The sequence below is a fragment of the Spirosoma flavum genome (assembly GCF_042686045.1).
GTDB classification, from domain to species: Bacteria; Bacteroidota; Bacteroidia; order Cytophagales; family Spirosomataceae; genus Spirosoma; species Spirosoma flavum.
The window spans coordinates 907,445-925,559 of the sequence record NZ_JBHUOM010000002.1 but is presented as its reverse complement, the minus strand read 5'-3'; the positions used below and the strand labels follow the sequence as shown (position 1 = coordinate 925,559).

Genomic DNA, 18,115 nt, shown 5'->3' with positions numbered 1-18,115 from the left:
GATTTTACCCCTCCAAGATAGTGTTTTATCGTTTGGACATCCCCGCAAAGACGCAATACTTTACGTCTTGTGCGCATCAGAAATCCCTTCTTCTCACAATCAATAATCAGAATCCAGCCAAAAGACAAAATCTTCCAGGCAGGAGACTAAAAACCATCTGGTCAGGAGACGTAATATATTGTGTCTCTACGTAGATTTGTTGCACTCCAATTATCTCCTTGCAAATACAACCATGATTTATTCTGACAATCAGAAATTCCGGCGTTGGCTGGCTGTTGCGATTCTGTTACCACTACTCCTATCCTCAATGGCTGGATACGGACAATCGAAAGCCAGTGCGGCTAAAACCACTAATGCGAACAATGCAGTAGCTGCGATTAAAGAAAGTGACATTAAACGTGATTTATTCGCGCTGGCAGGCGATCACTTTCGAGGTCGTGAAGGTGGCTCCATAGACGAACTAAAAGCATCGGTCTGGATTGCGGACCAACTCCGGGCAATGGGCCTGCAACCCGCTGGCGACGATGGCACGTTCTTTCAGTTTTTCCATATTCAGCGCACCCGAATCACCGAAACCAGCCGGTTGAACATTGGCTCTCACCAACTAACTCACGGGCAGGATGCGTTTATTCTAGCCCCGGCTATTGCGTCGGTCGATGCGCCACTTGTGTTTGTGGGCAAAGGCACTCCCGAAGACATGGCTAAGGTCGATGTGAAAGGGAAAGCAGTGGCGTTAGAGTTTTCGGGAACGGGACCAGCCGATATAAGCTACCGCCGTTTTCTGTTTGGCACGATGAACCGCCGGGCTGCCGAACTCGTGAAAGCGGGTGCGTTGGCGGTCTTATGGGTTTCAGATGCGCCAGCTCAGTTTTATTTTGATCGCTGGACAACCGGCCTCGAACGCGGTCGTTATGATTTGCCGGGTGGTGCGAATACCCGTGTTTTTTCACAAGCCCCTACGGTCTGGCTTCCGGCCAGTGCGCTGGAATGGATTAAACAACCGGGCCAGCAGTTTACCAATGTCGTTAACGTTGAGAGCTTTAGCTACCCTTCGGTTAATATTGTAGCAAAGGTGCCGGGCACAGACCCAACCCTCAAAAATGAATATGTTTTGTTCAGTACGCACCAGGACCACGATGGCGTTCGGCGGGCGGTAGCGGGCGACTCAATCTGGAATGGTGCCGATGACAATGCCAGTGGTTGCGTAGCGACAATGGCTATTGGTCGGGCCTTCGTTCAGAAACCCGGCAAGCGTTCGGCACTAATTGTTTTTCACGGAGCCGAAGAGCGTGGCCTATTGGGTTCCCGCTATTATGTGGAGCATCCAACCGTACCGAAAGGCTCGATTGTAGCTGTGCTGAATGCCGAAATGATTGGTCGTAACGCGCCCGACAGCGCAGCTATTTTGGGTCAGCAGTCTCCGCACCGCAACTCAACCGATCTGGTCAATGCGGCTTTGGCGGTCAACCAGTCAGAAGCGCATTTTAAACTCGATACCCTCTGGGACAAGCCCGAACACCCTGAAGGCTGGTATTTCCGATCTGACCATCTCCCCTACGCCCGGGCGAATGTGCCCGCTATTGCTTTTACAAGCTTGCTTCATCCTGATTATCACACACCAAAAGACGAACCAGATCGCATCAATACCGACAAGGTAACGCGCATTGCCCGCTGGATTTACCTGACTGGCTGGGATGTAGCTAACCGGCCAAATCGTGTACGGGTAGACGAAGGGTTTAAACTGGAACGGTAAGGATTTACTATGACCGGTTAGAAGCTGTTCAGGATTCTTTATAGGAATGGGATGAGTTAATAGTGGCGTTATCCAGTGCGTTAGAGGCTCGTCACAATTTAAATCCTGAACAGCTTCGTCCATTTGGAATGATGTTTGCCAGCAATACCTATGAAACACTACTTGCCGAAAAGTTTATGAATGTTTTTCGTTTTATCCTCCTACTCATTTTGGTAGGGCTGCGACAGGGATTCGCGCAGCCGATTTATCAGGGGCCAAAACCCGAAACTTTATTTACGGCAACCACTGAACAGACCTTTTTAACAGAATTTACTGCAAAATTCAAGACTGATTTTGACGCAACCAGCCAGTATGCCAAGATTCAAAATATAGGCATTGATGCGTGGGAAATGACTCTTTTCGACGCCCGTAAAGCTCAGTCTACTTTCTACAAAGGTTATCCGCAGGCTAGCCAGTTTTCGGCAGCGTTCACTAAGTACGTCGAGGCCTGCATCCGCTGGAACTACTGGCACTTGATGCTGGCTTATCCCATAATCCGGGGAAACGCCCAAACTGCCCAGTCAAGCCTGATGTCTCTTCCATCGGTTATGGTAGAGGAATTGACTAACCTGACCGTAAACGACGAAGCGGCTCTACCTGCTGAATCGTACCAGAACTTTCTGTTTTTCTACGTTACCTACTTCAACTCAAAGGCCCGAAATTTCGCCAAATACACATCTAAGGATTTCCAGACCAGCATGACCGACAAGGCCAGTTTTGCCCGTCAGCATCTAACGGGTAAGCCCTATCAGTATGCACTGGCGCGGACGCTGGTCGAAAATTGCGACAAGGCGACGCCCTCGTCGGTTCGGGATGTGTTCGGTATACTTAGCAACTTGCCCAACTCGGCAGATTATGTAGCTGCTGTAAAAGTCCGATGTGGGGAAGTGATGGCTCGAAAAGACGAACCCGTCGTGGCGGTTGCCGCTAAAAAGAAACCTATAGACCCCAATACATTCTCGTTTGCCAATCAAAGTGGCGAATCCGTTACGCTTGATGACTTCAAAGGGAAAGTTATTTACCTCGACGTGTGGGCTAGTTGGTGCGGGCCGTGTCGGGCTGAATTTCCATTTTCCAAACAACTCCACGAACGCCTGACGAAGAAGCAAAAAGAACAGGTTGTCTTTCTCTATCTATCCATAGACGAGAACGAAGAAGCGTGGAAAAAGGCACTCGCTGTACTTCAATTACCGGGTGAACAAGGCTGGTCGAAAGGTGATTGGCATTCACGGACCGTCCAGTATTTTGGCATTGACAGTATTCCACGCTACATGCTGATTAATAAGAATGGACAGGTTGTTGATGCAACGGCAAAACGTCCCAGCACAAACGATGCCATCTGGCAGGATATCCTTAAATTAATTAATGAATAGGTTGCTAGATACACTTTGCCTAATAAGGCGGGTATTACAAGAAAATCAGCGAATAGTTTAGATGGGATATAATTTAAGGGCTTCCTACAGCGTGTGTTTTTGCATACACACACGCTGTAGGAAGCCCTTATTAAGTCGTCTATAGTTGTAACCTTATCGGCGTCCGCCGTGGAAACCACCGCCACCACCAAATGAGCGCATACCACCCCCGCCCCAGGCTTGTGAATGATAGCCCCCTGCGTTAAAATTCTGGTAACGAGCCGATGGTACGCTACGGGTTGTATTTGTATTGGTCCAACTGTTTGGTCGGTTGTATTGGCGGGCGTTGGTCAACCAGTTACCCCGACCAGCACCCGTAGCGGAGCCAAATGCCTGACGGGCAGATGTCATGAAGCCAGCATTTCCCGATGTCAATATGCGATGCTCGCCAATGTTGCGGGTATAGTAATTATTAAATCGGCCATACAGGTGCGGATAAGACGAATAGCCCGCACCGAAAAACCAGTTTGAGAATCCCATTGATGGCAATCCAAACACCATCATATTTCCACCCAGTCCATAATAGAAACCGGTTCCATACCACCAGGCAGACGGATACCAAAGCGCCGATGTGTACCAGGATGGATACCCAAACCAATAGGGATAAGGATTCTGATAATAATACGAGCTATTCACCCAGGCAGGATTAGGGTTGATACCTGTATTGTAGCCGTTGGCCTGAGCATAAGCTTGTCCAGCCTGTTGCAACTCTTGTTTTGCCTGCGGATCCTGGTTTAACTCATTCTGGTAATCAGCGATTTCATGCTGATTCTGTACGATCAGACTATCGTGTAAGGCAGTCAAGTCTTTGGTTACCTGATCAGGATTATTCCGGTAGGCTTCTCCCAGTTGGGCCGTCTTATCCAGTTGATCAGTAAGTTGTGTCAAAACATCGGGCATATCGAGCAGTTGCCGAAATGCTTGCTGTGTCGGAATATCCAGTGGCCCGATGAGGTTGTCGAACGCTTGCTGTGCCTGCTGGTTCAAGTTATCAACCTTCACCAAATCATCATGGTGATGACGATAAAGTTTCCAGGCCGACTCCTGCGAATCGGCAGACAAATTTTTAGTCATTGCTTTTACAGCCGACTCAGTAGAACCGGCGGGTAATATGGCCAGTTCATGCAGTACGTCGGGGTAACGGGCCAGGTCATAAAACCAGCCTTGCTTATTTTGTCCATAGGACTGAATCAGATTGCCGAATGCCTGCTGGCTAGTAGCGCGCTGTTGAGCCAGACCAGTCAAAATCTGTGGTTGCTCGCTAACTAATAAAACCGACCGGCGAACATCATCCCGATAAGGCGCAATGGCTGAAACAATGGTTTGGGCGTTACTACTTGCTGATGGCGGCTCAGCGTCTGTGTTTTGAGCATGAGTGGGTTGCCATCCTGCCACTAACAGCCCAAGTGAAAGCAGCAGAGTTTTAGCCGAGATTTTATGGATGAACGTTTTCATGATTAATACCTTACTTTATCGCTTCTGTCAAGATAATATTGGCTTCACTAACCAAGTAATTGATAGTCAACGTCAGGCCGGATATGACGAGAAGTAAGCTGCTTTTTCGCCTTATTAGACCGTTTCATTGACTATAGACATAACAATAAACGGCCCTGGGAAGAGCTAAATACGGGTTAATGTTTCGTTAAATAAGAAGCCTATTAGTTGCTATCTACCGGATGTTTGAGCAAATTCAGATTAAACGGATACTTACCTTAGGCTAAAATCTATTCCATTATTTCACTCTGCCTGCGCTAGCTCATTGACGAATTAAGCATGTCGAAATGCCAACTTACTATCTTCTTATACGGAATAAAAACAGTCGAAATCAGACGAAAATCAAAATCAGCTAATACCTTCGTCAATCAGTAGAATAGGGCATAAGTCAAGCGTATGGCCTATTAGATGATGATTGAGATGAAACCACTTTACCTTTATCTGAGTCAAGGTAGCTGTAACAATAACGACCATAGTTCATTATGAGACAAAGTATAGTAAAGAAATCCCCGCTATATGCGCTGTTCGTACTGGCAATCCTGACTTCATGCCATCGGCAGTCAACCACATCGGCACCTTATTTTCCCCCCAAAGGCGACAACTGGACACATCGTGCACCCGAAAAAGTTGGTATGGATGCGGCTCTGCTGGATCAGGCCGTTGCCTTTGCAAAAACGCAGGAAACAACCCAGATGACTCCCAACTTCTCAACACAGGAAGAGATTTTCGGCAAACTTCTTGGTCCAATGCCAACCAGTAGAGCAGCTACCAACGGTATAGTTTTGCGCCACGGTTACATTGTAGCTGAGTGGGGCGACACACAACGCCCAGACCCAACCTATAGTGTGGCAAAGAGTGTGTTATCGACCGTGGTAGGTATTACTATAGAGCGAGGAATGATTTCTAATGTTCATGATCCAGTAGCCAATTTAATTCACGATGGCGGTTACGAGTCAGCACAGAATCGGCCTATTACATGGGAGAATCACCTCACCCAAACCAGCGAATGGGAAGGAACACTATGGGGCAAAAACAGTGATTTTATTGGTAAAGAAGCGTTTGGAAAAGGCGAACGCAAACCACGTACCCTCCAGAAACCCGGCACATTCTACGAGTACAACGACGTGCGCATCAACCGGATGGCCCTGTCGCTACTGCGCTTATGGAAGAAGCCGATGCCCGATGTAGTGCGCGATGAAATCATGAATCCTATCGGCGCATCGAGCACATGGCAGTACATTCCTTATCCAAACGCCGTTGCCGATATAGACGGCAAATCATTGCCTTCTGTGAGTGGTGGTACCCGATGGGGCGGTGGGCTGAGAATCAGTGCCCGTGACGAAGCCCGGTTTGGGTATCTCTTTTTACGGCAAGGGCGTTGGGAGAATAAACAAATCGTGTCGTCTGATTGGGTAAAACAGGCAACAACAGCTAGCCCGTTTGGTCCAGACTATGGGTATCTTTGGTGGCTCAATACAGGCACAAGTCAAACTGGCAAAAAAGCCTGGCCCGACGGCCCAACGACAAGTTTTTCCGCCATTGGTGCCGGGTCAAATACTGTTTGGGTAGATCCACAGCACGATATTGTGATTGTGTGGCGGTGGCATAACGGAAATCCAAACGAGCTGATCAAGCGGGTACTGGCTGCCGTAAAAGAGTAAAAACGGCTTTGCCTTGATTATGAGTTCATTTGCAAATAGAGGTCTTCGACCTGTTTGCGCGCCCAGTCAGTCTTTCGCAGAAATGTCAGACTCGATTTAATGCTGGGATTACTTGTAAAACAGTTAATTCTAATTTTCTGGCCCAACTGCTCCCAACCGTAATGAGCAAGTAATTCGGTCAGTATGGTTTCGAGGGTTTTGCCGTGTAATGGATTGTTGAGTTGTGGGTTCATAGCACAAAAAACGTCAATAAATTCGGGAGCTGTATTCTTCTGCCCTTTTTTAGATAACGTGCCAAACTCATAAAGACTAAAAATCGACTTAAACTGGGGCTTATATTTTCAATGTATCCATATTACTTGCGTCTTTGACATGTTTATTACTACCAGCGTACAGGCGACAAACCTAAAGCCGTATGCCTAAATTTACAACGGCGAATTATCCTTTGTTTGATTTTTTATCTACTTGGACATACCCCTCTTTATACCAAAGTAATTACCTGTCTCCACGCTAATTAGCAGAAGATTTAGTACTTGAATTAGCGTAAGGACAAAAGATTTTTTTCAAAAATACTCGGCATGCATACTATATTTGATAGTTGTACGCGTCGGGTTTATCATTTTGCCCACCGTAAGAGTTGAAATTTGCTGACTATTATGCCTACTGCTGAACGCGAACGTATTTACGAACGAGCCGACAATAAAGGCTGGAAGAAATGGGGACCTTACCTTTCCGAACGCTCTTGGGGGACTGTCCGCGAGGACTATAGCCCCTATGGTGATGCCTGGAACTTCGTCAGTCACGACATGGCCCGCTCCCGCGCTTACCGCTGGGGCGAAGAAGGAATTGGCGGAATATCTGACAACAAAGGACACATTTGTTTTGCACTGTCCTTCTGGAACCACAAAGATAATATTCTGAAAGAACGACTCTTTGGCTTGGCCGGACCCGAAGGCAATCATGGCGAGGACGTAAAGGAACTGTACTATTATTTGGACAGTACCCCAACGCATTCGTATATGAAAATGCTGTATAAATACCCGCAGCAGGAATTTCCGTATAACCAGTTGGTTATCGAATCCACGCGACGGAGTCGGCAGGAGCCAGAATTTGAGCTAACCGATACTGGTATTTTTGACAAGGACGAGTATTTTGACATTTTCATTGAATATACCAAAGCCGCTCAGAATGACTGGTTGGTGACGATTACCATCCACAACCGCTCGGATAAGGTGGCTCCTTTGACAATACTGCCAACAATCTGGTTCCGCAATACATGGTCCTGGGGATATGAGCAATACAACGCCCGGCCAATGCTCAATGGCATTGCCAACAATCAGATTGAGGTGAATCACAAGCAGTTAGGCAAATATAAACTCTATTGCGAAGATGCCGATGCACTGCTTTTCTGCGACAACGATACCAACTCTGAACGTCTCTATGGCCGGCCCAACGTGTCGAAGTACACAAAAGACGGCATCAATAATTATATAATATCGGGCGGGAAAAAGACCTTTATCAATCCAAACCAAATAGGTACAAAAGCCTCCGCACAGTATGACCGGAAAGTCCCGGCAGGCGGCAGTATCAGCATACGACTGCGCTTCAGCGAACAAACAACGTTAGCACAGCCCTTTGCCGACTTCGACGACATCTGGAACAATCGTGTAAGTGAAGCTGACATGTTTTATGCTGATTTACAAAAGAATGTTACCGATCCTGAACTGTTGGCTATTCAGCGACAAGCCTACGCTGGTATGCTCTGGAGTAAGCAGTTTTACTACTATAACGTCAACGAATGGCTGAAAGGTGACCCTAAAATGCCGGTTCCCTTTCAAGGACGCGTTTATGCGAGGAATGAAAACTGGCGGCATATGTACACGGCCAACATCATATCTATGCCCGACAAGTGGGAATACCCCTGGTTTGCCGCCTGGGATTTGGCCTTCCACACCTTAACCCTGGCTCGGCTCGATGCCCACTTTGCAAAACGGCAATTAGCGGTTATCCTACGCGAATATTACATGCATCCCAACGGTCAGATTCCGGCTTACGAATGGAATTTTGGCGACGTAAACCCACCTGTTCATGCCTGGGCTACCTGGAAGGTATATGAAATCGACAAAGAACAAAACGGCATTGGTGACGTGAATTTTTTGGAGCGGGTGTTCCATAAACTGTTGCTTAATTTTACGTGGTGGGTTAACCGGAAAGATGTATCAGGCAATAATATATTCGGTGGCGGTTTCCTCGGATTGGATAATATCGGGGTTTTCGACCGAAGTCAACCCCTGCCTATGGGTGGTCGTATTGAGCAGGCCGATGGCACAGGCTGGATGGCGATGTACACGCTGAATATGTTGAGGATTGCGTGCGAAATTTCGCTTACCCGCCCCTCTTATCAGGACATGGCCAGCAAGTTTTTCGAGCACTTTCTGCATATCGCGTCGGCCATGAACAACCTTGGCAAGCAGAACATCAGTTTGTGGGACGAGGTTGATCAGTTCTATTACGATGTGCTGCACATGCCCGATCATAATGCCCGCTTGTTAAAAATTCGCTCGATGGTGGGACTTATTCCGCTTTTCGCCGTCGAAATTTTAGATGAGTCGCTGCTCTCAAAACTACCAGATTTTAAACGTCGGGTTGAGTGGGTACTTACAAACCGCCCCGATCTGGCATCGCTTGTTTCCCGCTGGCACGAGCCGGGTAAAGGCGAGACGCACTTACTAAGTTTGCTGCGTGGCCACCGAATGAAGATGATTCTGAAACGGATGTTCGACGAAACGGAGTTTTTATCGGATTATGGTATTCGGGCCTTGTCGAAATACCACGAAAAAACGCCGTATCAGTTTGAGTTGAATAGTGAGATTTTTCAGGTTCGTTACGTGGCAGCCGAGTCTGAAATGAGCATGTTCGGTGGTAATTCCAACTGGCGCGGACCGATTTGGTTTCCGGTTAATTTCCTATTGATTGACTCATTATTAAAGTTTTATCAATATTATGGTGATGATTTCGAGGTGGAATATCCAACTAACTCCGGTCAGATCATGAGTGTAAAAAAAGCGACGGTTTTGGTAGCCGAACGGCTCATTAATATTTTCCGACGCGATTCATCGGGACAAATACCGGCTTATGGAATCGATAAAAAAATGCAGGATGACCCTCATTTTAAGGGTCTCTATCTGTTTTACGAGTATTTCAACGGTGATAATGGCATGGGCCTTGGGGCCAACCATCAAACTGGCTGGACGGGCTTGATCGCTGACGTAATTGAGTACGTGTATAAGTATCGAACTCAGGAGGCTGCGCTGCTTAAATAAACGAAAAAAAGCCGGGCGCAACCCGGCTCTTTCCTTTAACATCATTTCAGTTCAACCTATCGTTACCCAGTTACCGGTTACGAAAACAGGAAGAGGTTCGTAAAATCAGTCATGCCGTCGGCAGTATTCTACTCAACACTACCGACTAAACTAGTAACCCAAGATACCCAATGTACAAGTAGGTAACGTTAAATTAAAGCATCTATAACTAACTAAAACGGGGCGGCCAATATTGGCCGCCCCGTTTTTATATACTGCCATACTGCTAGTTACAAGATCAATCCGCTCCGTCGCAGCATCGCTTTGGGCGATGGTTCACGTCCCCGGAATTTTTTGTAGAGTTCCATCGGCTTTTCACTACCACCTTTTTCCAGCACGTTCTTGCGGAAACTATCGGCGGCTGCTTTGTTTTCCAGTCCACCTTTTTCCTTAAAGAATTCAAAGGCATCAGCGTCTAGGACTTCGCTCCACTTGTAGCTGTAATATCCAGCCGAATAGCCGCCCGCAAAAATGTGCGAGAAAGCCGGACTGAATGCTATTCCATCAACATGCGGAAACAGGTTTGCTACCGAATCCACCCGGCTTTCCACCTGAGTAATGCTTTCGCCAGTGGGTTTTTGACCGTGATAGTACATATCCACTAACCCCAACCGCAGTTGACGCAGGTTAGCCATGCCCGCCAAGAAGTTCTGGCTAGCGCGTATTTTCTCAATCAGTTCGTTAGGAATTACCTCGCCTGTTTGGTAATGTTTGGCAAAAAGTTTGAGTGCTTCGGGATCATAGCACCAGTTTTCCATCACTTGTGAAGGCAGTTCAACGAAATCACGCGGAACACTCGTCCCACTCAGGCTTTCGTATTTTCCGTTAGCCAGCATGCCATGCAGTCCGTGGCCAAACTCGTGAAAGAGCGTTGTCACCTCATAGAAAGTCAGTAGCGAAGGCTTCGTGTCAGTGGGGCGAGTGAAATTGCAGACATTGACAATATGCGGCCGAATGTTCTGCCCATTTTCAATTTTCTGTCCCTGAATGTCATTCATCCAGGCACCACTGCGCTTACCCGCCCGAGGAAAATAGTCACCGTAGAAAACAGCTAGAAACTTACCGTCCTTATCAAACACATCGAATGTTTTGACTTCAGAATTATACACCGGAATATCGGTGCGCTCGGTAAACGTGACGCCATACAGTTTGTTAGCTACTGTAAATACGCCAGTCAAGACGTTCTCGAGTTTGAAGTACGGCTTCAACGTCTCGTCATCGAGATCATATTTTTCTTTCTTGAGTTTCTCGGCATAATAGCTATTGTCCCAGCTTTGCAGTTTCTCATCTGTAAAGCCGTGGGCTTTTGCGTAAGTCGTTAGCTCGGCAAGTTGGCGTTCGGCAGCAGGGCGGGCGTAGGTTACCAGTTCGTCTAAGAAACTTTGTACTTTGTTTTTCGAACCAGCCATGCTTTCCTCCAACACAAAATCGGCGTGGGTCTTGTAGCCCAGCAGATTAGACCGCTCATAACGCAAATTTACAATCTTGTTGATAGTAGCCGAGTTGTCATTTTTATCACCATGAAAACCACGCCCGTTAAAAGCCATAAACAGCTTTCTTCGCAACTCCCGGTTATCGGCATATTGCATGAAGGGTCCGTAGCTTGGCGCTTGCAAGGTAAACATCCAGCCTTCTTTACCTTTCTGCTTGGCCGTGGCTTTGGCGGCTTCACGGGCAAAATCAGGTAAACCGGCTAGCTCTTTCTCATCCGTCACGACCATCGTGTATTCGTTGGTTTCGTTCAGGACATTCTCGCCAAATTGCAGCGACAATTGTGAGAGTTCTTTGTCAATGGCCCGAAGACGCTCCTTACTTTTTTCGTCCAGATTGGCTCCATTACGAGCAAACCGTTTGTACGATTTCTCAAGTAGCATCGCACTTTCAGGATCTAATTTCAGGCTGGCACGCTGATCATATACAGTTTTTACCCGCGCAAATAATTTCGCATTCAACGTAATGTCGTTGCCATATTCACTCAGCATTGGCGACACTTCTTTCACAATTTTCTGGAGTTCGGGAGTTGTCTCAGAGCTGTTTAGATTAAACAACACCGATGTCACTTTACCTAGTAAATCACCCGAGCGTTCGAGAGCGACAATCGTGTTATCGAATGTTGGTTTGGCGGTATTGCTAACAATCGCATCAACGTCTTTACGACCCTGAGCCAGCCCATCTTTAAGCGCGGGCAGATAATCAGCGTTCTTGATTTTGTCGAATGGCGCCGTTTGATGCGGTGTCGTATACGAGGACAGAAATGGATTTTGGTTCATTTTGGGTTGTTGGGGTGAGGCCGGAGTCGCGGGCGACTGAGCCAGAGCCGTCGTAGCGAATAGGGCCAGTAACGCACTAGTTTGCTTGATTCGTTGATGGATTAACATACCAATTTGTAAAATGAGTTTCCGGGAAAAATACGAAACAAAGATAGATTTCGCAACGCTATGTTGATCATACGGTTGTACCGTATGTCGAGTGGCGCAAGCGCAATAAATACTGTAAGGCTACTACCCGTTATTTATTACTGAGTTTTTTCGTGGTATCGGTCCGGTTGGCTGATGCTATAAAAAAAATACTACTATAGCCTACTTCTGGCTTCTAGTTAGCCTAAACAAAAAACAGCCGACCAATGTAGTCGGCTGTTTGCTCATCTCCCTTCTTTATTTAATAACCATATGGTCCGTAACCTGACCCGCGATTGTTTCCATTGCCATATCCTCTATTATCACCACGCCCGGCTACGCGTTCGTAAGGCCGCATATGGTCGATAACCCGATCTCGTTGCTCTGGCCCAAGTACAGCCATCATATCGATAAACTGACGTTGCCGAGCCTGCCGAAAGAAATCCCGCTGGCGTGGGTCACGAGCATCAATGTTCTGCGCCTGTTGATTGAACCTGTCACGAATACGGCGGATTTCGCGCTCCTGACGACGAGTCAGATTTAGCTCGCGGTCCCACCAATCAAGATGACGGTCGAAGCGGGAATCGTCATAATCGTAGTTATAGTTCGGTTGACCGTATCCTGAACCTCCACGCTGATTTACTCCCGGCTGGTTATAGCCCGGTTGTTGGGGATACGTATTATTGGGTTGAGACGGATACCCATAGCGTTGAGCCAATGCACCGGTCGAGAGTAGGACAACCAGGGTTGCGGCTGTCATTAGTACTTTTTTCATGGTAGTGTTTTGTTTCAGGTTGTATTTGTCCCTTTGAACAGTCCACCATAGAATGGTTTAATTAATTCTTTAAATAAATCTAAAATATAAGCTAAATAGGGTTCGTGTTATTGTGTTTTAAACCCTCCAACGTCCTATTAATTATCTACAAATCAATTATTTCTTTACTTAAAGTTTGCGGCAATCGTCTCCAAATATTCTTCAATAGGTATCGAATTTCTGAGCGCCATCAGACCATTGCCCGCATTGCCAATTACAGTACGAAACTTCGTACTCTCCCCGGTAGCGAGACTAGCTATGACTTTTACAATATCCAATGGATTATCCTTGTGGCTGTCGTCGGCATTTTCAAAAAGGTATTTCACTTTATTGGTAATTTCATCGTAAGCCGTTATATCTGGATGTGAGTTCCAGGTGATGTTATTACCGAAATTATTGTCCGTTGAGCCGCCCTGTTCAACCAGCCGAAGGTCAATATTCAGCGGTTTTAACTCATAATACAAACCTTCTGTTAACCCCTCTAAAGCGAATTTAGACATGTTGTACAATGACCCGATTGGCACGGCAGTAGTCACCCCCATAAACGAGCTGATATTGATAAACATGCCCCCACCATTGGCCCGATAATGCGGCAAAAAAGCCCGGATAATATTAATTGGACCCCGTGTATTCACGGCAAATTGCCAGTCAATATCTTCTTCTTTGGCCAGTTCCAATGCGCCATAGGTACCCATACCGGCGTTATTGACCACCACGTCAATGTTGCCGAATGTATCAATCGCCTGTTGGGTGGCTGATTTTACCTGTTCAAGTTTTGTTACATCCAGTTTGATTAATTTAATAGTCGGGTAGGTTGTAAGTTCCGTCTCTTTTTCTGGTGTCCGCATGGTAGCAGCCACATTCCAGCCTTGTTCGGCAAAATATTTCGCGGTCAATTTTCCCAATCCGCTACTGGTTCCGGTAATAAAAATTGTTTTTGCCATTTCTGATCAGTTAAGATGCAAAGGTATCCGTCTAGTGATATAACTTTGTAACCAGTATAACAGAGTATACCAGATCACTTCATGGAAATAGATACGATTGCCAGAAACCAGACTCAAGAAATTCAGGCTTTACAAGACACGATTTACGTACTCGGCGGTAAATGGAGACTGCCCATCATTAATTCTATTTGCAATGGCAATAAGCGTTTTCGGGAAATTGAGCGAAGTATACCTGGTATCACAACGCGCATGCTGTCGAGAGAACTTAAGGATATGGAAGCAAATAAACTCATTACCAGAACGGTATATCCCGACACACCCGTTTTAGTGGAGTATGAATCTACTGATTATTGTAAAACGTTTAGTCCAATTATTCTGGCAATGATTGACTGGGGAATTGCTCACAGAAAGAAAGTAGCTGAATAAAATACCTGCCAAATTATCATCTGGAACTCACGGGAAATGCGTTATTTGCCATTTAGTCAAGAAACCTGTATTCCTTTACTTCTGGTACTGTGGTCATATATAAAGCGAAAGACTGGTTTGGGGCACTCAGACATTTCCAGACTAGTTATGTTATACAAGTACTGTTGCGCCGGGTGGCATTGGTGGGCGGCTATGGCTCCCTAATCACGCTTATTGACCAGCATTGGATCAGCGTCGATTTGCCAATTGATGGTACTTTTTTTTCGTTACTGGGTATTCTATTGAGTCTATTATTGGTCTTTAGAACCAACACAGCCTACGACCGCTTTTGGGAGGGGCGCAGACAATGGGGAATGCTGGTCAACAACAGCCGTAACTTTGCCGTGCTTATGGATTCTCTTTTACCAGTTGATGACAGCGCAAACCGGATTTTCTTTGCCGATACACTTTCCAATTTTGCGTTGGTGCTAAAGGGTCATTTACGAACAGGAATTGACGTTGCCGAACTTGAAGAAATGGAAGATGGGGAGCGGGAATCATTGTCACGGTATAAGCACGTTCCCAGCCGAATTGCCGCTTTGCTAATGCACCGTCTGCAAGTATTGAAACAACAACGCATCGTTAGCGATGGCGATTTGATTACCATTCGATCCTATCATCAGGCTTTTCTTGACATTACGGGCTCCTGCGAACGGATCAAAAACACACCAATTCCGTTTTCATACAGCTTCTTCATCAAGCTGTTCATTACCATGTATTTATTGCTAATGCCCTTTGTATTAGCTGAAACATACCAGTATTTCACAATCCTTGCGACTATGTTTGCTGCATATGCTTTATTGGGCGTAGAAATGATTGGCGACGAAATAGAAGAACCGTTTGGGTTAGACTGCAATGATTTGCCACTTAACCAGATTTCTCAGACGATTCGCCGGAACATGCATGAAATACTGACAGGCGAGTTTTCAGTTAGTTTGCCAGCCCAGCCGGAGGTCGCCGATTACCAGAAAGTCAACTAGCTTTTTCACCAAATCTGTACCTTCTAAAGGAATTTCAGTAATCTTGTTAAGGCCCGTTTGCTCTATACAACTATGGCTATTAGGGACGGGCTGCTGCTGGATTCCCTCAGTATTTATAATCTGGCAGCGCGTCCTGTTTTTCCAGGTTAATAACCCGCTCGTATTTTGCCCGGTCAAACTCACCTTCATTATTGGCGATAAAAATTGTAGCTACTGTATTTCCGATGATGTTCGTGATGGAGCGGGCTTCAGACATAAACCGGTCTACACCCAGCAGCAACGCCAGACCTTCCACCGGAATCACTTTTATGGCCGTCAGCGTACTGGCCAGCACAATGAAGCCGCTACCCGTTACGCCCGCAGCCCCTTTAGAGGTTATCATCAGAATACCGATAATGGTTAGCTCCTGTCCAATTGTGAGGTCGACGCCGAATACCTGCGCCAGAAAAACAGTTGCCATCACTAAATAAATGGTCGTGCCATCCAGGTTGAACGAGTAACCTGCCGGAATCACCAGCCCTACTACAGACCGTGAACAGCCGAGAGTTTCCAGTTTCTCCATTATCTGCGGCAATGCTGACTCCGACGACGACGTACCGAGTACAATCAGCAGTTCTTCTTTAATGAATTTCAATACGGCCCACAGACTGATTTTGTAGTAGCGAAGTATCAAATTGAGGATGATGAATATAAACAAAAACATACTGGCGTACACTGTCCCCATTAGCTTGGCTAAGGGCAGCAGAGTACTAAGACCGTATTTTCCGATTGTAAACGCCATGCCGCCGAATGCGCCCAGCGGGGCAAGGATCATAACCACACCCAGAATATTGAAAAATACTTTTGATAGTCGCTCGAAGGTCTGAATCAGTGGTTTACCCATGTCGCCCATCCGCGTAAGGCCAACACCAAACAGAATCGAGAATACGAGTACTTGCAAAATATCACCATCGGCAAACGCTTTGACCGCATTACTTGGCACGATGTGCATGAAAAACTCGGTCCAGTCCATACCCGCTCCCTGCTCCGTATATTTACTGATGTCTCCCCCCTTCACGGCAGCCGTTTGTACACCAGCGCCTGGCCGGATAACATTAGCTAATAGTAGACCAATGGCCAGTGCGCCAGTTGTTACAATTTCAAAATAGAGAAGCGCCTTTCCTCCCACCCGGCCAACCTTTTTCAGATCGCCCATATTACTAATACCCAACACAATAGTCAGGAAAATAATAGGCGCAATAACCATCTTAATCAGATTGATAAAGAGGTCGCCCAACGGTTTGAGTTTTGCGGCTGTTTCGGGGAAGAAATATCCCGTCAAAATGCCCAGCGTAATAGCAATCAGAACGCGGACAGTGAGGTTATTGAGGAGTTTCATTGGTGGCAAGATACTGTAAAATGAAGAATGTATAATGGAGGTTGTACCGATTTTCCATTATACATTTCTCATTTTGTCTTATACAATATGGCCCTGTACTACCTGATGCTTTATTTCGTGGATGCGATCATTGAAATTCAAGCTGAGAAAATCCATGTTTGGGACTAGAATAGCCTCGAGTAAATCCTTTACGGGTCCGTCGTGCGGAATTCGTCTGCCAGTAGCCACACTAATGTACTTGGACGTAACCCAGAGGACATTTTTGAGATGCGTTTTTCCGTCGTCGGTCATCACATATTCCGTCACGGTGGTATCTTCATTCACATAAATCAGCCTCGACAATATGCGTACCCACTCGCTCACTTTAGCAGGCCGGACGTAAGCAATCTGATGCTGATAGACTACCCAGCTTGTTTTTAACTCCTGAAATAACTGGCCTGGGTTGAAGTCGTACAGTTTGGCAACCTGATCTTCACGGGCATTAAAATAATAATCGAAATACTTAGCGTTATTTAGGTGCTGCAACGGGTCGCAGTCCTGAAAGCGAATAATTACCCGCGATTCGGTTTCGGTTGGATAGCTGCGGTTAGGATCACGTTTGAACATGTCTGACTTCCACCAGCAACCCGGTGGAATTTATGGGATTAAACTAATTTTAAGGCTTCTGTTTGCTGACTAGCTTAAAACAAGGCATGTCAACAATCTTACGTCAATTTGTTCAATCAGACGAATCCCACCAGACTGCCCGCCGAAGCGGAGTGGTTCAGACTTTTTGTGCAATATTTACGTTAGTACAACAAAATTGCCGTTTTATTTCAACTCCTAAGCACTTATGAAAGTTATGCGTTATGTATTTTCTATGGTCGCGTTGTTCATCAGCCTGACCGCCTTTGCTCCTACTGATGACTCAGAGGCCGTAGTAGGAACCTGGCTAAACGGCACAAAGAAAGGGCACGTTCAGATTTATAAACAGGGTGGCACCTACTTTGGTAAACTCATCTGGTTAGGCCAGCCTACCGATCCAGCCACTGGAAAGCCCAGAACAGACGAAAAAAACGCCGATCATTCCAAGCGGTCGCGGCCATTAATGAACATGCTCTTAATGTATAACTTTAAGTACGATGGGGGCAATGTATGGAGTGACGGCAAAATTTATAACCCCGAAGACGGAAAAGAATACAATTGCAAAATGACACTTAAAGATCCTAATACACTCGATGTGCGTGGGTATGTAGGCATCTCACTCTTTGGCAAAACCCAAACTTGGACACGCATAAAATGAGCTAGCTGAGTTGTAGGCTATCGGCCAGCACTCGCGTCTGTTCTCGGCGATGGCTTATCGGCTACTGTTCTGAACGAACGTGGTTATCCAAAAAAGCTTTGGTTCGGCGATGTAGCCTTACAAGGACTATACTTT

The 18,115-nt window shown here is 46.3% G+C and carries 14 protein-coding genes; 7 read left to right on the top strand and 7 right to left on the bottom strand.

Annotated elements, in window-relative coordinates:
* The first annotated feature begins 232 nt into the window (after positions 1–232).
* The gene (locus ACFS25_RS09385) at positions 233–1,753 is read left to right on the top strand and encodes a M28 family peptidase (RefSeq protein ID WP_381499124.1); all 1,521 of its coding nucleotides are present in this window, start codon (positions 233–235) and stop codon (positions 1,751–1,753) included.
* A gap of 176 nt (positions 1,754–1,929) precedes the next feature.
* Complete coding sequence (locus ACFS25_RS09380) at positions 1,930–3,165, top strand: TlpA family protein disulfide reductase (protein ID WP_381499121.1); 1,236 nt, start codon at positions 1,930–1,932, stop codon at positions 3,163–3,165.
* Between the two features lie 153 nt (positions 3,166–3,318).
* On the opposite strand, the gene ACFS25_RS09375 is transcribed toward ACFS25_RS09380, so the two are convergent.
* Positions 3,319–4,659, bottom strand: coding sequence for a hypothetical protein (locus ACFS25_RS09375; protein ID WP_381499118.1), 1,341 nt, complete (start codon positions 4,657–4,659; stop codon positions 3,319–3,321).
* Between the two features lie 521 nt (positions 4,660–5,180).
* Here ACFS25_RS09375 and ACFS25_RS09370 point away from each other — a divergent pair.
* Complete coding sequence (locus tag ACFS25_RS09370) at positions 5,181–6,359, top strand: serine hydrolase domain-containing protein (protein ID WP_381499115.1); 1,179 nt, start codon at positions 5,181–5,183, stop codon at positions 6,357–6,359.
* A 17-nt stretch (positions 6,360–6,376) separates the two neighbouring features.
* On the opposite strand, the gene ACFS25_RS09365 is transcribed toward ACFS25_RS09370, so the two are convergent.
* A complete protein-coding gene (locus tag ACFS25_RS09365) occupies positions 6,377–6,592 on the bottom strand; it encodes a VF530 family protein (protein ID WP_381499112.1) in 216 nt (71 codons plus the stop codon).
* A 423-nt stretch (positions 6,593–7,015) separates the two neighbouring features.
* Here ACFS25_RS09365 and ACFS25_RS09360 point away from each other — a divergent pair, with 423 nt between their 5' ends.
* A complete protein-coding gene (locus tag ACFS25_RS09360; RefSeq protein ID WP_381499109.1) occupies positions 7,016–9,682 on the top strand; it encodes an MGH1-like glycoside hydrolase domain-containing protein in 2,667 nt (888 codons plus the stop codon).
* Between the two features lie 269 nt (positions 9,683–9,951).
* Here ACFS25_RS09360 and ACFS25_RS09355 read toward each other — a convergent pair whose 3' ends face one another.
* The 3 genes from ACFS25_RS09355 to ACFS25_RS09345 all read right to left on the bottom strand — a co-directional run bounded on the left by ACFS25_RS09355 (position 9,952) and on the right by ACFS25_RS09345 (position 13,875).
* On the bottom strand, positions 9,952–12,099 hold the full coding sequence (locus ACFS25_RS09355) for a M3 family metallopeptidase (RefSeq protein WP_381499106.1): 2,148 nt from the start codon (positions 12,097–12,099) through the stop codon (positions 9,952–9,954).
* A 280-nt stretch (positions 12,100–12,379) separates the two neighbouring features.
* Entirely contained in the window at positions 12,380–12,892 is a 513-nt protein-coding gene (locus tag ACFS25_RS09350) for a hypothetical protein (protein WP_381499105.1), read from the bottom strand.
* 164 nt (positions 12,893–13,056) lie between these two features.
* Complete coding sequence (locus tag ACFS25_RS09345; RefSeq protein ID WP_381499102.1) at positions 13,057–13,875, bottom strand: SDR family oxidoreductase; 819 nt, start codon at positions 13,873–13,875, stop codon at positions 13,057–13,059.
* Positions 13,876–13,956: 81 nt separating this feature from the next.
* Between ACFS25_RS09345 and ACFS25_RS09340 the strand changes: the two genes are divergently transcribed.
* Both ACFS25_RS09340 and ACFS25_RS09335 read left to right on the top strand, forming a co-directional pair.
* The gene (locus tag ACFS25_RS09340; RefSeq protein ID WP_381499099.1) at positions 13,957–14,301 is read left to right on the top strand and encodes a winged helix-turn-helix transcriptional regulator; all 345 of its coding nucleotides are present in this window, start codon (positions 13,957–13,959) and stop codon (positions 14,299–14,301) included.
* Between the two features lie 89 nt (positions 14,302–14,390).
* Positions 14,391–15,320, top strand: a complete 930-nt coding sequence (locus tag ACFS25_RS09335; protein WP_381499097.1) for a bestrophin family protein — start codon at positions 14,391–14,393, stop codon at positions 15,318–15,320.
* A 106-nt stretch (positions 15,321–15,426) separates the two neighbouring features.
* On the opposite strand, the gene ACFS25_RS09330 is transcribed toward ACFS25_RS09335, so the two are convergent.
* Both ACFS25_RS09330 and ACFS25_RS09325 read right to left on the bottom strand, forming a co-directional pair.
* Complete coding sequence (locus ACFS25_RS09330) at positions 15,427–16,698, bottom strand: dicarboxylate/amino acid:cation symporter (protein ID WP_381499094.1); 1,272 nt, start codon at positions 16,696–16,698, stop codon at positions 15,427–15,429.
* Positions 16,699–16,776: 78 nt separating this feature from the next.
* Positions 16,777–17,304: an acyl-CoA thioesterase gene (locus tag ACFS25_RS09325; RefSeq protein WP_381499092.1), complete on the bottom strand. Its 528-nt coding sequence runs from the start codon at positions 17,302–17,304 to the stop codon at positions 16,777–16,779.
* 226 nt (positions 17,305–17,530) lie between these two features.
* Between ACFS25_RS09325 and ACFS25_RS09320 the strand changes: the two genes are divergently transcribed.
* Positions 17,531–17,980 (top strand): DUF2147 domain-containing protein, encoded by a 450-nt coding sequence (locus tag ACFS25_RS09320; RefSeq protein ID WP_381499089.1) that lies wholly within the window; start codon positions 17,531–17,533, stop codon positions 17,978–17,980.
* The last annotated feature ends 135 nt before the right edge of the window (positions 17,981–18,115 follow it).

Excerpts from the sequence above, each read along its gene's own strand:
- ACFS25_RS09385 (WP_381499124.1), top strand. The coding sequence starts at position 233 with ATGATTTATTCTGACAATCAGAAATTCCGGCGTTGGCTGGCTGTTGCG.
- ACFS25_RS09380 (WP_381499121.1), top strand. The coding sequence starts at position 1,930 with ATGAATGTTTTTCGTTTTATCCTCCTACTCATTTTGGTAGGGCTGCGA.
- ACFS25_RS09375 (WP_381499118.1), bottom strand. The coding sequence starts at position 4,659 with ATGAAAACGTTCATCCATAAAATCTCGGCTAAAACTCTGCTGCTTTCA.
- ACFS25_RS09370 (WP_381499115.1), top strand. The coding sequence starts at position 5,181 with ATGAGACAAAGTATAGTAAAGAAATCCCCGCTATATGCGCTGTTCGTA.
- ACFS25_RS09365 (WP_381499112.1), bottom strand. The coding sequence starts at position 6,592 with ATGAACCCACAACTCAACAATCCATTACACGGCAAAACCCTCGAAACC.
- ACFS25_RS09360 (WP_381499109.1), top strand. The coding sequence starts at position 7,016 with ATGCCTACTGCTGAACGCGAACGTATTTACGAACGAGCCGACAATAAA.
- ACFS25_RS09355 (WP_381499106.1), bottom strand. The coding sequence starts at position 12,099 with ATGTTAATCCATCAACGAATCAAGCAAACTAGTGCGTTACTGGCCCTA.
- ACFS25_RS09350 (WP_381499105.1), bottom strand. The coding sequence starts at position 12,892 with ATGAAAAAAGTACTAATGACAGCCGCAACCCTGGTTGTCCTACTCTCG.
- ACFS25_RS09345 (WP_381499102.1), bottom strand. The coding sequence starts at position 13,875 with ATGGCAAAAACAATTTTTATTACCGGAACCAGTAGCGGATTGGGAAAA.
- ACFS25_RS09340 (WP_381499099.1), top strand. The coding sequence starts at position 13,957 with ATGGAAATAGATACGATTGCCAGAAACCAGACTCAAGAAATTCAGGCT.
- ACFS25_RS09330 (WP_381499094.1), bottom strand. The coding sequence starts at position 16,698 with ATGAAACTCCTCAATAACCTCACTGTCCGCGTTCTGATTGCTATTACG.
- ACFS25_RS09325 (WP_381499092.1), bottom strand. The coding sequence starts at position 17,304 with ATGTTCAAACGTGATCCTAACCGCAGCTATCCAACCGAAACCGAATCG.
- ACFS25_RS09320 (WP_381499089.1), top strand. The coding sequence starts at position 17,531 with ATGAAAGTTATGCGTTATGTATTTTCTATGGTCGCGTTGTTCATCAGC.